Source organism: Acinetobacter sp. WA-87 (assembly GCF_039938935.1).
Classification (GTDB): domain Bacteria; phylum Pseudomonadota; class Gammaproteobacteria; order Pseudomonadales; family Moraxellaceae; genus Acinetobacter; species Acinetobacter seifertii.
Genome location: NZ_JBDUVF010000002.1, coordinates 464,689 through 477,956, shown reverse-complemented (window position 1 = coordinate 477,956; position 13,268 = coordinate 464,689). Strand labels below are relative to the sequence as shown.

The 13,268-nt window shown below is 35.5% G+C and carries 15 protein-coding genes, 1 tRNA gene and 1 pseudogene; 13 read left to right on the top strand and 4 right to left on the bottom strand.

The features are described from left to right. Window positions 1–22 precede the first annotated feature (22 nt). From ABFY81_RS09190 to ABFY81_RS09155, 8 genes are all read left to right on the top strand, one after another. Entirely contained in the window at window positions 23–397 is a 375-nt protein-coding gene (locus tag ABFY81_RS09190; RefSeq protein ID WP_004699967.1) for a DUF4845 domain-containing protein, read from the top strand. After that, the gene (gene rnc, locus ABFY81_RS09185; protein ID WP_019457245.1) at window positions 369–1,061 is read left to right on the top strand and encodes a ribonuclease III; all 693 of its coding nucleotides are present in this window, start codon (window positions 369–371) and stop codon (window positions 1,059–1,061) included. Before ABFY81_RS09190 ends, rnc begins: the two co-directional genes overlap by 29 nt. Before the next feature lie 11 nt (window positions 1,062–1,072). Continuing rightward, complete coding sequence (gene era, locus ABFY81_RS09180; RefSeq protein WP_077163210.1) at window positions 1,073–2,095, top strand: GTPase Era; 1,023 nt, start codon at window positions 1,073–1,075, stop codon at window positions 2,093–2,095. An 18-nt stretch (window positions 2,096–2,113) separates the two neighbouring features. Then, window positions 2,114–2,311 (top strand): NF038104 family lipoprotein, encoded by a 198-nt coding sequence (locus ABFY81_RS09175; protein WP_143221112.1) that lies wholly within the window; start codon window positions 2,114–2,116, stop codon window positions 2,309–2,311. A gap of 9 nt (window positions 2,312–2,320) precedes the next feature. Beyond that, window positions 2,321–3,028, top strand: coding sequence for a DNA repair protein RecO C-terminal domain-containing protein (locus ABFY81_RS09170; protein WP_347913594.1), 708 nt, complete (start codon window positions 2,321–2,323; stop codon window positions 3,026–3,028). A gap of 19 nt (window positions 3,029–3,047) precedes the next feature. Further along, window positions 3,048–3,773, top strand: coding sequence for a pyridoxine 5'-phosphate synthase (gene pdxJ, locus ABFY81_RS09165; protein ID WP_347913593.1), 726 nt, complete (start codon window positions 3,048–3,050; stop codon window positions 3,771–3,773). Between the two features lie 6 nt (window positions 3,774–3,779). After that, window positions 3,780–4,424: a tRNA-(ms[2]io[6]A)-hydroxylase gene (locus ABFY81_RS09160; RefSeq protein ID WP_347913592.1), complete on the top strand. Its 645-nt coding sequence runs from the start codon at window positions 3,780–3,782 to the stop codon at window positions 4,422–4,424. Window positions 4,425–4,696: 272 nt separating this feature from the next. Next, the gene (locus ABFY81_RS09155; protein ID WP_019457242.1) at window positions 4,697–5,458 is read left to right on the top strand and encodes an SDR family NAD(P)-dependent oxidoreductase; all 762 of its coding nucleotides are present in this window, start codon (window positions 4,697–4,699) and stop codon (window positions 5,456–5,458) included. A gap of 165 nt (window positions 5,459–5,623) precedes the next feature. Here ABFY81_RS09155 and ABFY81_RS09150 read toward each other — a convergent pair. After that, window positions 5,624–5,699 (bottom strand) — tRNA-Asn (locus ABFY81_RS09150). A 49-nt stretch (window positions 5,700–5,748) separates the two neighbouring features. Here ABFY81_RS09150 and ABFY81_RS09145 point away from each other — a divergent pair. Both ABFY81_RS09145 and ABFY81_RS09140 read left to right on the top strand, forming a co-directional pair. Continuing rightward, a pseudogene (locus ABFY81_RS09145) lies at window positions 5,749–5,833 on the top strand (hypothetical protein); the annotation flags it as partial. Window positions 5,834–5,934: 101 nt separating this feature from the next. Continuing rightward, window positions 5,935–6,363: a hypothetical protein gene (locus ABFY81_RS09140; RefSeq protein WP_347913591.1), complete on the top strand. Its 429-nt coding sequence runs from the start codon at window positions 5,935–5,937 to the stop codon at window positions 6,361–6,363. 15 nt (window positions 6,364–6,378) lie between these two features. Here ABFY81_RS09140 and ABFY81_RS09135 read toward each other — a convergent pair whose 3' ends face one another. Continuing rightward, window positions 6,379–6,816, bottom strand: coding sequence for a PaaI family thioesterase (locus tag ABFY81_RS09135; RefSeq protein WP_002119022.1), 438 nt, complete (start codon window positions 6,814–6,816; stop codon window positions 6,379–6,381). A 186-nt stretch (window positions 6,817–7,002) separates the two neighbouring features. On the opposite strand from ABFY81_RS09135, the gene ABFY81_RS09130 reads away from it, so the two are divergent. Both ABFY81_RS09130 and ABFY81_RS09125 read left to right on the top strand, forming a co-directional pair. After that, the gene (locus ABFY81_RS09130; protein ID WP_347913590.1) at window positions 7,003–7,413 is read left to right on the top strand and encodes a GFA family protein; all 411 of its coding nucleotides are present in this window, start codon (window positions 7,003–7,005) and stop codon (window positions 7,411–7,413) included. Window positions 7,414–7,712: 299 nt separating this feature from the next. Then, window positions 7,713–9,413: an Hsp70 family protein gene (locus ABFY81_RS09125; protein WP_347913589.1), complete on the top strand. Its 1,701-nt coding sequence runs from the start codon at window positions 7,713–7,715 to the stop codon at window positions 9,411–9,413. Between the two features lie 51 nt (window positions 9,414–9,464). Here ABFY81_RS09125 and ABFY81_RS09120 read toward each other — a convergent pair whose 3' ends face one another. Both ABFY81_RS09120 and ABFY81_RS09115 read right to left on the bottom strand, forming a co-directional pair. Beyond that, complete coding sequence (locus ABFY81_RS09120) at window positions 9,465–11,426, bottom strand: molecular chaperone (RefSeq protein ID WP_347913588.1); 1,962 nt, start codon at window positions 11,424–11,426, stop codon at window positions 9,465–9,467. A gap of 219 nt (window positions 11,427–11,645) precedes the next feature. Beyond that, the gene (locus tag ABFY81_RS09115) at window positions 11,646–12,881 is read right to left on the bottom strand and encodes a pyridoxal phosphate-dependent aminotransferase (protein WP_347913587.1); all 1,236 of its coding nucleotides are present in this window, start codon (window positions 12,879–12,881) and stop codon (window positions 11,646–11,648) included. A 207-nt stretch (window positions 12,882–13,088) separates the two neighbouring features. Here ABFY81_RS09115 and ABFY81_RS09110 point away from each other — a divergent pair, with 207 nt between their 5' ends. Continuing rightward, on the top strand, window positions 13,089–13,268 hold the full coding sequence (locus tag ABFY81_RS09110; protein WP_347913586.1) for a hypothetical protein: 180 nt from the start codon (window positions 13,089–13,091) through the stop codon (window positions 13,266–13,268).

Sequence of the window (13,268 nt, the reverse complement as noted above, 5' to 3'; positions counted from 1 at the left end):
AACAACCATTAGGAAAACAAAAATGCGTAAGGCACAACAGGGTACTTCGTATTTAGCAATTTTATTTGGGGTGGTCATATTTGCAGTTGCGGCGAAAGCCGTACTTGCAGTTTGGCCAGCATATTGGGATGATCGTGTGATTAATAATCAGATTACTGAGCTTATGCAACAAAGCTCAGCTGATACCACACCCCAAAAGTTTATGACACAAATGGATCAACGATTGGAAATGAACAATATTCGTGATCTCCATTTTAAAGAGATTGCTGAAGTGTTTAACCAATCGGGTCTGATTGTCAAAAAGAAATATGAAGTAAGAAAACCTTTCTTACTAAATATTGATTTAGTTTTAACATTTGAGAAGAGTTTTGACAAAACATCAGTTCAAACTAAGTGATCCTCGCTTACTCAGTCGGATCGGTTATCAATTTAAGCAGCCCGAATTGCTACAGTTAGCTTTGACTCATCGTTCGGTGAGTCATAGGTATAACTATGAACGTTTGGAGTTTTTAGGCGATTCGCTATTGGGGATGATCATCGCCAATTATTTATATCATGCCTACCCACATGAAAATGAGGGGCGTTTAACGCGTATGCGTGCGACTCTGGTTCGCCAAGAAGCTTTAGGTAAAATTGCAACCGATTTGCAACTTAGTCGGTGTTTAATATTAAGCACGGGCGAATTGAAATCTGGTGGTCATCATCGTGAGTCAATATTGGCAGATACTGTAGAAGCGATTATTGGCGCAATATATCTTGATTGTAGTGACCTGAACCTACTCAACGATATTGTGTTAAAATGGTATGTACCTTATTTAGATCATATTGAGCCAACAGATCAACTCAAGGATCCAAAATCACGTTTACAAGAGTATCTACAAGCACGTAAAAAACCTCTCCCTGTTTACGAGGTTGTAGATATTCAGGGTGATGCACCTCATCAGCACTTTAAAGTCGAATGTTTGGTAGATGGTTTACCAAAGATTTATGGTGAGGGGTCAAGTCGTCGTTTTGCCGAGCAGGCAGCAGCGGCGGAAATTTTAAAGTTATTGGAGCAATAACCTGCATGTCGATGCATTCTGATCAAATCAATCCAGATTCAAATGAAAACCAAGATCCAAACAATCTGATTGATCAATTTTTTAGTTCCAAAGGCGTTACAATTCCTTCGGATTTTAAGAGCGGATTTGTGGCGATTGTGGGACGTCCAAATGTGGGTAAATCTACCCTCATGAACCATTTATTGGGTCAAAAACTCTCGATTACTTCGCGTAAACCTCAAACGACACGCCATAAAATTATTGGTATTGATTCACGTGAAAAAATGCAAGCGGTCTATGTAGATACACCGGGGATGCATAAGAAAGAAGTACGTGCCATCAATAAAATGATGAACCGTGCTGCGCATTCTGCACTACGTGACGTTAACTTAGTTTTATTTGTTATCGATGCCTATAAGTGGACTCAAAATGACGATTTAGTGCTTGAGAAACTCAAGAATGCTGAAATGCCTGTTATTTTGGTGATTAACAAAGCTGATACTTTTGAAGATAAAAGAGAGATTCTTCCTCTAATTCAAGAGCGTACTAAGCTTATGAATTTTGCTGAGATTGTTCCTGTTTCTGCTCTACGTGGAGCTAACTTGGAACATTTAAGTGAAACGATTGAAAAATATCTTCCTTATCAGCCACCACTGTATTCATTTGATCAAATTACGGACCGTTCTGAGCGCTTCTTAGCAAGTGAGATCATCCGTGAAAAAATCATGCGTCAGTTGGGCGAAGAGCTTCCATATGATTTAACAGTACAAATTGAATCTTTCAAAACGGAAGAAGAAACTGTTAATGAGAAAACGGGACGATTAAAACCAGCTTGTACTTATATCGATGCAACTATTTTTGTGGATCGTGCTGGTCAAAAAGCAATCGTAATTGGTGAGAAAGGTGCCAAGCTTAAAACGATTGGTATGGATGCCCGTAAAGATATGGAAAAAATGTTCGAACAAAAGATCATGCTTACCTTATGGGTTAAGGTTAAAGGTGGTTGGTCTGATGATGAGCGTGCTTTAAAAAGTTTAGGATATAGTGATATCTAAGAAGCAGGGAATACTGGTATGAAAGCAATTACATCAATATTAGCTATTGTTGGATGTGCATTGATGTTGCAAGGTTGTGTATACAAGCTTGTAACCGTACCAGTAGGTATTGCTTATAAAACAACTAAAGGTGTAGTGAAGGGTACAGCTGCTGTTGTAGGAGCTGTAATTCCTGATGGTGACGACGATAAGAAAGAAAAAGAATCTAAGGAATAGTTTCTTTTTATGATGCGCAATGAAATCCTGCATGGATATATGATTCATCATCGTAAATATCGTGAAAAAAGCCATATTGTGCATCTCTTCACTCAAGAGTATGGGCGAGTCGATGGTATTTTAAGACAAACTCCACCCCCTCAATATCAGCCTATCCGATTACAAGCAACGGGTAAAAGTGAACTGAAAAATTTTACGAAACTGGAAATACTAAATCAGCCAGTTTTCTTTTTTGGTGATGCTTTTTTCGCTGGTTTTTATTTAAATGAAATTGTTTTAAGACTTTGCCCTTTAGAAGAAGCAATGCCGCAAACATTTGAACAATATCAATTAACACTACTTCAACTACAAGAATTGTCTTCGCACGAAAACCCAGATCTCTTTCTTAGACAGATATTAAGACAGTTTGAACATGTCTTGCTTCCTGAGTTAGGTTACGCGATTGATTTTTCAGTTGATAGCTCCCAAAAAGAAATTTTGCCGCATCAATTTTATCAATTTCAAGTGTCTGAAGGCTTTGCTCCAGTCGTTCAGGCAAGCCGTTCATCTCTGTCTGGAAAAGCAATTTTATCTATGTTGGACTATGAGCAAGGTCAGGATTTTTCTCACGAACAATTGCAATTATTAGGTAAACTATACCGTCAAATGATTACATCGCTTTTAGGAGATCGTCCCCTAAAAAGCCGACAATTGTGGATTCAAAACACTCAAACTTAATCGTAATTAGGATTTATTTATGGCTGCATTGCTTGGTGTAAACATAGACCATGTTGCTACTTTAAGACAGGCGCGCGGAACTACTTACCCAGATCCTGTAGAAGCCGCTCTCATTTGTGAACAAGCTGGCGCAGAGGGTATTACTTTGCATTTGCGCGAAGACCGTCGCCATATTCAAGATGATGACGTGCGTCGTATGCGTCCATTGTTAAAAACGCGTATGAATCTAGAGTTGGCTGTTACTGATGAAATGGTCGAGTTTGCAAAAGAAATTCAGCCACAGCATGTGTGCTTCGTTCCTGAAAAACGCCAAGAAGTGACAACGGAAGGTGGTTTAGACGTAGTAGCTAATTTTGAAAAAGTTAAGGCTGCAACTCAAGCTTTAGCTGCATTGGGTTGTGATGTATCTTTATTTATTGATGCAGATTTTGCTCAAATTGATGCAGCAATTGAATGTGGAGCACCTACGATTGAGTTACATACAGGTGCGTATGCAGATGCGGAAACAGAGCAAGACCAACAAGAAGAACTAGCACGTATCGTAAAAGGTGTCGAATACGCGGCAGCAAAAGGTTTAGTTGTAAATGCGGGTCATGGCCTCAATCTAAAAAATATTGCTCCAATTGCAGCGATTCCACAAATTCATGAGTTAAATATTGGTCACTCAATTATTGCTGAGAGTGTTTTTGTAGGTCTGGTGCAGGCTGTTAAAGATATGAAAACAGCAATTCAGGCAGCAGGATAATTAGTAATGTCGAGTATCAATTATGATGAGTTAATGCAGCCTGTATTAGACTTCTTGGGATGTCAAACCCCAAATGAATGGCTGGAGGAAGCCGTTAATAATTTAGATATCTTGATGCAAGATCATGCTAATTGTGAAAAGAAAGCTGCTAGTACAGCAATGAACTTAATGTTCCGCTATAGCTTCTTTCCTGACTTACAAGTAAAACTTGCTCAACTTGTACGAGAAGAAATGCTTCACTACGAACAAGTGCTTGAGCTTATGGCTAAGCGTGGTCAAGAGTGGACTGGTTTAAGTGCCGGACGTTATGCTGGTGGTCTCCGTAAAGAGATTCGTACCTATGAACCTGAAGCTTTAATTGACGTACTTGTGGTAGGTGCTTTTGTTGAAGCGCGTTCATGCGAACGCTTTCATGCACTTGCTCCACGTGTAGATGATGAGTTAGGACGCTATTATCGTTATCTGCTTAAATCGGAATCACGTCATTTCGAAGACTATTTAGCTCTTGCACTCGATGTGGCCAAAACAGCAAAAATGAAAAATCCTAAAGAGGATATTCAGCAGCGTATTGAACATATTCGTGAGGTTGAAAAAAATCTGATATTAACACCAGATGATACTTTCCGTTTTCACAGTGGTGTTCCTGCGTAGTTTTGGACGGCTTTTGTTAAAAAAGTTTACCTTCCAAGGTAAACTTTTTTATTAGATATAATTTATCTAGTAGGATCAAATAACTCTGTTTTTAGTTATTTAATGCACATAATTATTTAATAAATATATTTTTTATAGATTTTAATTTCTCTTAAAATTTTTAAAAAAACTTTTATTTTTTTAGCCTAATAATAAATATTGTGTAAATATAAAGGCTGATATGTTCATCATGAGTTCAACTAAAATAGTTGATTATTTCCAAGGATATAAGAATGTTAGCATTAGTTACAGGCGCATCGGCAGGTTTTGGTTATAGTATTTCAAAAAAGCTGATCGAGTTAGGCTATAACGTTATTGGATGCGGAAGACGGGCAGAAAAACTAGAAGAACTAAAACAACAACTGGGTGAAAAATTCTATCCATTAGTATTTGATATGACGGATACAGCAGAAAATATAAATAAGATATTTAAAGAGTTACCCAATGAATTTCAAATTGATCAAATTGACTTGCTTGTAAATAATGCAGGTTTGGCATTGGGTTTAGAGTCGGCAGATAAAGCGGAATTAGATGATTGGTACACGATGATTGATACCAATGTTAAAGGCCTTGTGACAGTTACCCGATTAATTTTACCAAGTATGGTAAACAAGAAATCTGGCTTAATTATTAATATGGGTTCAATTGCAGGTACATACCCATATCCGGGTGGTAATGTTTACGGTGCAACAAAGGCTTTTGTAGAGCAGTTTAGTCTAAATCTTCGTGCGGATTTGGCTGGTACAGGTGTGCGCGTGACTAACGTTGAACCAGGGCTGTGTGGGGGGACTGAATTTTCACTTGTACGTTTTAAAGGGGATCAAGATAAAGTGAGTAGTCTCTATGATAAGAAAAACCCAATTTTGCCTGAAGACATTGCAAATACGGTAGCTTGGATTGCATCTCAACCACCACATATTAATATTAATCGTATAGAAATGATGCCAACAACGCAGTCTTTTAATCCTTTAAAAGTGGTTGAAGTAGAAGAATGATTTAAGAAGAAAATATGTTGTTTAGAGTTAAGTTGTATCGTTAAACCTAACACATGCTCTAAGAAAAAATTAAATCCTCTATCAATAGATAGGGGATTTTTTGTAGTTATTGATAAATTTATGGCAAAAAAAAGCCCGCTTTAATGCTGCGGGCTTTTTAGTATTTGGCTCTCCCACCTGGGCTCGAACCAGGGACCTGCGGATTAACAGTCCGTCGCTCTACCGACTGAGCTATGGGAGAATCTGCATGCGATTATAAGGAGATTTTGACAAGGGTCAAGTGAAAATCGTCATGTTTCCTTCATTTTTGTGTTGTATGCTTTTTATTTGATCAGGTTGGGTGGCAAACTCATAAATTACTTGCACTTTAAAAACTGAATTGCTAGATTCAAAAAAGAACAAGCGTTTGGAGAAATCCAAACAGTGTGGATTTAAACCAACTTGCCAGCACTAAAATGGCTAAATCGGAGATAAGTATGAAAACACTTGCTATTGCTTCTATTTTTTCTAATTTTGATTTTTATCAACGTAATTATCTTAATATATTAAATCAACCTGAATACTATTACACATGTGTAGAAGATGCGTGGATTGATGCTTTTCCATTTAAAAAGCAGAGATTGTACTTAGGTGATTTGCTACAACTCTGGTTTAGTTCAAAGTGGAATGTGCATAATTCACTTAAGATTTTAAAAAGCTCGAAACTACTAAACTCCTCTGAATCTTTATATATTTTTCAATTAGAAGGGGAGTTATTGTTGGGTAAAAATAAAGTTTTGGCTTGGTCTACTCAGCATCGTGAAGTGGTCGAGCTTCAACTTAAAAATATTTGGGCGCCATATGTGATTGCTCAAACTTGTGAACGTCCAATTATTCCTTACGTCATAAAAAAGGCAGCCGTTTAAAGCTGCCTTTATTCTTTATGGGCGAATGATCATGCAGGTTGCTGTTGCATAAGCATAAAGTTTACCTTCTTCATCAATAATTTTTCCTTCGGAAATACCCAAGTTTTTACTTAAATTAATAACTTTACCTGTGGCAATTAAAGCCTGATTTTGGGGAATAGGGCGGCACATTTTTACATTAAGGTCGATGGTGCCATAACCCACACCTGCGGGTAACATCGTATGAACAGCACAGCCTGTTACGGAGTCTAGGACTGTTGCAGCAAAGCCACCATGTACACCACCTAATGGGTTTAAATGGTTGTGATCTGCTTGTGCTTTAAAGGTTACAGATCCTTCAGAGATTTCAGTAGGTTGCATTGGAATCGTTTTACTAATACTGGCAGGTGGAATGTGACCTTCAATCATGGCTTGTAAAAATTCGAGGCCTGTCATTTCCATAGGATTTTTCATTTTTTGAGTCCTTCAGTAATTAAAGTTCTAAAATAGAACTTGATGTTAAATTAGGCGCTAAAATGCATATTGTCAAGTTGGCAAGTATAAGAAATATGGCTGTTTTATAGTTTATAAACTTGTAAAATGTAGTTGAGTAGAATATTTTATAACCCTAAAAATATAAACTTCTTGTGGAAAATAATAATGAACGGTCAGTGTCTATGCGGTGAAACAACTTTTGAAGTTGAATTAAAAAATCATGATGTACATGCTTGCCATTGTTCGATGTGTCGTAGACAAACTAGTGGTGTCATTATGACAGTTGATGTGGTCAAAGGTAGTTTAAAGTTTATTCAGCAAAAGCATCTTAGCGTATTTAACTCTTCTGAATGGGGCGAAAGAGGCTTTTGTAATACTTGTGGAACAACAATTTTTTGGAGAACGAAAGATCAAAGCTACTGTAATATCAATGTATTTTCTTTAAATGAGTCAGTAGAAGCCTTGAATTTGGATATGGAAATTTTTATTGATTCAAAACCCGATTTTTACACTTTTCAGAATCAAACAAAAAAACTAACTGAGGCTGAGGTGTTCGCATTGTTTAATCCTGAATAATTTTAATTATAAAAAAGGCCTCAATTTTGAGGCCTTTTTAAATTTTATAAATTATTTTATGAAGAAATATTAAATTAGAATTATATATAGACCTAATTGCTAAAATTAGGCTTTACAATAAAAAAATTGGAGCTGAAAGTAATGAGAGAATCTTCGAGTATAGAAGATTATGAAAATAAAAAATTAAATATTCTAATAAAATTGAATCAATAAGGTTTAATAGTAACTAAAACTCGCCAATATTTATTAAATCGAATAAAATAATTTTAAAATGAATATTTCTAAATTATTGATAGAAAATGATAGATACTAAACCTCTTATAGCAATTGATCTTGGAACCAGTAATTCACTTGTTGGTATTTTTGAAAATGGTCAGTCCAGACTTATTAATAATCCTTATGGTATGAAAACTACACCTTCAGCTATTGCACTGGATGAGCAGGGGCAAATATTAATTGGGCAAGCTGCATTGGAGTTAAGAAGCCGTGGTAAAGAGGTATTAACTAGTTTTAAGCGATTAATGGGGACTTCAAAAAGATTAAAATTAGGTCAACAGAGCTTTTCAGCAGTTGAATTGTCTTCATTGATATTAAAATCTCTTAAAGAGGACGTAGAGCAGGCTTTGCAATGTGAAGTAGAGGATGCTGTGATTACAGTGCCTGCTTACTTTAACGATATTCAACGTCAAGCAACTATATCTGCTGCAGAACTTGCTGGTTTAAAAGTTAGTCGACTCATTAATGAACCTACGGCTGCGGCTTTAGCATATGGACTAGGTCAAACGCAGGATAGTTGTTTCCTAATTTTTGATTTAGGTGGGGGAACCTTTGATGTCTCAATTGTTGAGTTGTTTGATGGCATTACTGAAGTGAGAGCTAGTGCAGGAGATAATTATTTAGGTGGAGATGACTTTGTCCAGTTGCTAATGAAGCAATTCTGGAAACAGTATGCAACTATTTTTGGCTATACTGAAAATACTATTCCATTTGATATTGAAACCGCATTAAGAGCTAGAGCGCAACATAGTCTCCATGTTTTAAGTAAAGAAGCAAAAACAGAGTTAATATTCAAATGGAAAGATAAGGAAGCAACTTTAGAAATTACCCAAGAAGAATTCGCAGTATTGGCTGAGCCATTACTGCTTAGATTGCGCCGTCCATTAGAGCGTGCCTTAAGAGATGCTAGGGTTCTGCCTCAACAGGTTGACCAAATTATTATGGTAGGTGGTGCAACACGTATTCCGGTAGTTCGCAAATTGGTAACAAAATTATTTGGCCGTTTTCCCTCGACAAGTGTCCAACCTGATGAAGCAATTGTACGAGGTGCATGTGTACAAGCAGGTTTAAAAGCGAAAGACGTATCATTAAAAGAGATTGTTTTAACAGATGTTTGTCCATTTAGTTTGGGGATAGCGGTGGGAAATGATGGACAGTTTTCACCTATCTTAGAGCGCAATATTGTAATTCCAGCCAGTAAGGTGAATACATATACTGCGATGAATAAAGGACAGAGAGAAATTATTGTTAAGATTTACCAAGGCGAGCATCGTCTGTGTAAGGAAAACATTTTTTTAGGTGAGCTCAATGTGCCTTTACCTCCAAATAATGACTATTTATCCATTGAGGTACGATTCTCTTACAATCCAAATGGTATTTTAGAGGTTGATATAGAAGTTCCAAGCACGGGGGAAAAGCTTCAAAAAGTGATTGTTAATCATCAAAATGTGATGAGTGCAGAACAAATAGAGCAGGCGCGTCAACAGTTGCAGGAATTGAAAATACATCCTCGTGATACTTTAATGAATAAGAGCTTATTATTACGAGCAGAGCGTTTATTTAGTGAATATACAGGAGATTTACGTTTACAGATTGGGGAGCGAACACAACAATTTAATTATATTTTAAATTTGCAGGATCCAAGACAAATACGTGAGGCACAACAACATTTCGAAGCTTTTCTTAATGAAATTGAAGATTTAAGTTTGTTTGAAGAGTATTAATCTATATCCCCTTGTATGAATTCTTTGTTAGATACATACAAGGGGATATTTTTAGCAGCTAGATAAAATGATTTTTTTTGCTTGATAGCTTTGATATAAATAATAAATTAACATCAAAGGGATGAGTATGGTGTATGAAGTTGCTATACATAAGGTGATGTAGGTTAAATATTTAAGTGTAGAAGAGAGATTCGTTGCACTAAATCCGGTTATTAATATACTTCCTAAAATCAAGCCTGCAGCATACATAAAAGGTTGTGAGGAAGATTTTATAAATAAATAGCTAAAGCCAAAAATCCAAAATAGTCTAAAGAAGATAATACCAATACTTCTATACATTATTTGTTTATCTGTTAAGTTGGTATCTTCTTTATTGTATCCAAAAATATAGAAGAGAGGGCGGAAAGATTCTGGGTAAAATAAGAAACAGATCGGGATCAGACTATAAATTGTGAACCAGATATGATCAGGTTCACCAATAATAAGAAAGACAGAAATAAGAAAAATACTAAGAGAGATTAAGCCGATATTGATTATCCATTTATCGATATTAATAAATGCACTTTGCTCTAATCTATTCATATATGGCGTTGCATCTAGCAGCAATGCACTCAGTAGTATAATTGTAGATATAAACCATCCATAACTTAGAAGTTGATGGGGTAAATCTGGAAGCCAAGGGGTCAAACTACAGAGAATAAATCCACTTAAACACCAATATTTAAGATAATAGCCCAATGTTCTTTCATAATCAGGGTGACCTAAAATTTTAGTATTTAATATAGGTTGTAGTATAAATATATATATGAGGCTAATGCAGAAAGTAATTAATGAATTTACTATAATTTGATTATCTGGAGCTATAAGGGAATTAAAAAAGAGAAAGGTTATAGTTATAAATAGTATGTTTATAATAGTAAATTTCCAAAAACTGCTTAAACTTTTTAGAAATAAGTAATTAGAGTTGGTTTGGGTATTAGAAAGCTGAAATTTATCAATAATTTCAACTGTGCTATAGTTTTTTGAAATTTTATTTAAGCTTTTTCTTAACTTGAGCATTTTCAATGGATGAAATTTTTTTTCACCAGACAGTTCATATAATAGTTCAAAATGCTCATTAGGTAATTTTTCTAAGAGTTTATATTGAGATAAAAAACTATTTAATTTTTCCTGTAGTAAGCTTGAGTAATAAGATGGATTATATTGATGAATATCATCAGGATAAGTTTGATGCCACAATTCTAGAAACCGAAAATATTCAGGCTGTAAATTATAAATTTCAATTTCTGCTAAAGGGGCTTGGAGTTGATCTTTTATTTCTATTTGTTGACTGAGAGGAATATCATATTGTTGACTAAGTAAATAATTGAATTTATTGAATGTTATATCACTAATATCTTTATTCCATAGTGCATTGCTAACTTCCTCAAGAATTACTGGAATACTAAGTGCATCTGGTTGAATACATTCGTTATTGGAAACGGAATATTCGATTTTTTCTTTTTCAATTATTTTCTGATAGTTTGTATCAACATTTTCGGCATCTTTTTCTGTAAAGATATAATAAAAATCATCAAGATCATTTTCTTTTAATAGATCTAAGATTTGATTTCTGAAATGGCTGCTAATACTTTTATCTTCATATGCTTCAATTTCATTATTAAAATGAATTAATTCATCACGTATATTGAAGTTAATGTCTTGAATAAAAATATGATGTTTTAATCTCTTCAGTTTATTTTCAAGTGTTTGATCATTTAAGTTATCTGGATTTGAATTTTGCTGATTAAATGAAGCATTTTCTTCAAATATAGAAAATGAATTATCCGAATCCTCATTTTCATATGTTAAATGTTCTGCTTCGAATTGTGCGATTTCTAACGCCTCTCTGAGACGAATAAATTCTTCTGGCTGGGTATCTTGATCGATTAATTTTAGTTGTTTGGCATAAGCCTTTTTTATTTCTCTCTGGTTATCTGTTGGTTCTATTCCTAATCTTTGCCAAACGGTCATTTCTTTTACTCAAAGTGCTTTTAATAACGGAAGATTTATTTAATGAATGATACATTTTATCTTAATTTATTATTTTACTATAAAAAGAGAAAGGTTGAAATTAGCAAGCTAACTAAAAATATTAGCTTCTTATTTTATAATAACTATTTTAAAGGTCGTATAAATCAATATGATAAAAAAGGAAGTCTCAGATAGAAACTTCCTTTTTAATTTTACAAATTATTTAGCAGCTTTTTTTGCTTCAATTGAAGCGATCGCAGCGTCAACACCTTCAATCGATTCAGCAGCTTTTTTGATACGTGCTAACGCATCTACAAGTACTTCATCAGCTGTTGCATATGAAATACGCATGAAGCCGCCTAAACCAAATGCATCACCAGGAACAACTGCTACGCCAGTTTCTTCAAGTAACCATTCAGAGAATTCTGTGCAAGACTTTAAGCCTTTTGCACGAATAAGAGGGCGAATGTTTGCATAAGCATAGAATGCACCATCAGCAGGTAAGCAAGAGATACCTTTGATGTCGTTCAAGCCGTTTACAACTAAGTCATGACGGCGTTTAAACGCTTCAATCATTGGTTCTAAAACATCTTGTGGGCCATTCAATGCAGCTTCAGCAGCAACTTGTGAAATTGAAGTTGGGTTAGAAGTTGATTGAGACTGGATTTTTTTCATTGCACCAATGATTTTTGCTGGGCCGGCTGCATAGCCAATACGCCAACCAGTCATTGCATATGCCTTAGAAACACCATTTAAAACAATTGTGCGGTCATATAAATCTGGAGCAACAGTTGCGATGTTGTAGAACTCATCTTCCCAACGAATTGGTTCATACATGTCATCAGAAGCAACAAATACTTGTGGATGACGACGTAAAACTTCAGCTAAAGCTTCTAATTCAGCTTTGCTATAAATCATACCTGTTGGGTTAGATGGGCTGTTTAATACCACTAAACGAGTGTTTGGTGTAATCGCAGCTTCTAATTGTTCAGGAGTGATTTTGAAACGTTGGTCTTCACCACATTTCACAATAACTGGTGTACCTTCAGCAATAATCACCATATCTGGATAGCTTACCCAGAACGGTGCAGGGATGATTACTTCATCACCTTTATTTAATAATGCAAGTGCCAAGTTAAAGAAGCTTTGCTTACCACCACATGACACCAAAATCTGGTTCGCTTGATAATCAAGATTATTATCACGCTTCAATTTAGCAATAATTGCTTTTTTTAACCCAGGAGTACCATCTACAGCCGTATATTTAGTGAAACCATTATTAATTGCTTCAATTGCAGCATCTTTAATGTGTTGAGGGGTATCAAAATCTGGCTCGCCAGCACCTAAACCAATCACATTCTTGCCAGCAGCTTTAAGCTCAGCAGCTTTGTTAGTTACAGCAAGTGTAGGGGACGGTTTGATAGCATTGACACGATCAGAAAGACGTACGTCCACGGCAATATTCCTCTTATGGGATTAAAAATAAAAAGCATACTATCTTATCGCAAAAATTAGGTAATTTGCGGATGCAGGTATTTTTAGATGTAAAAAAGTTTAATTTAAGAAAGATCTTGTTGCGCTTTTATTCAATTAAAGCTTTTTTGGAAAGAAAGGAGAAAAATACTTTATAATAGGCGGCAATCGAAATTTCGAGACTGAATTATGACTGAGCAACTGCCAAAACAGAAAAAGGCTTTGGTGAAATTGCCATTCCCAATGCCGAATGAAAGTAATCAAGCGGATGATGCTGTACACAACCAAGTGCGTCCGAAGCCAGAGCAATATGCTGATAGAACTTGGATGCCTCCTCGTGGTACTCGTCGCTCAATGGGTAAACGCTAA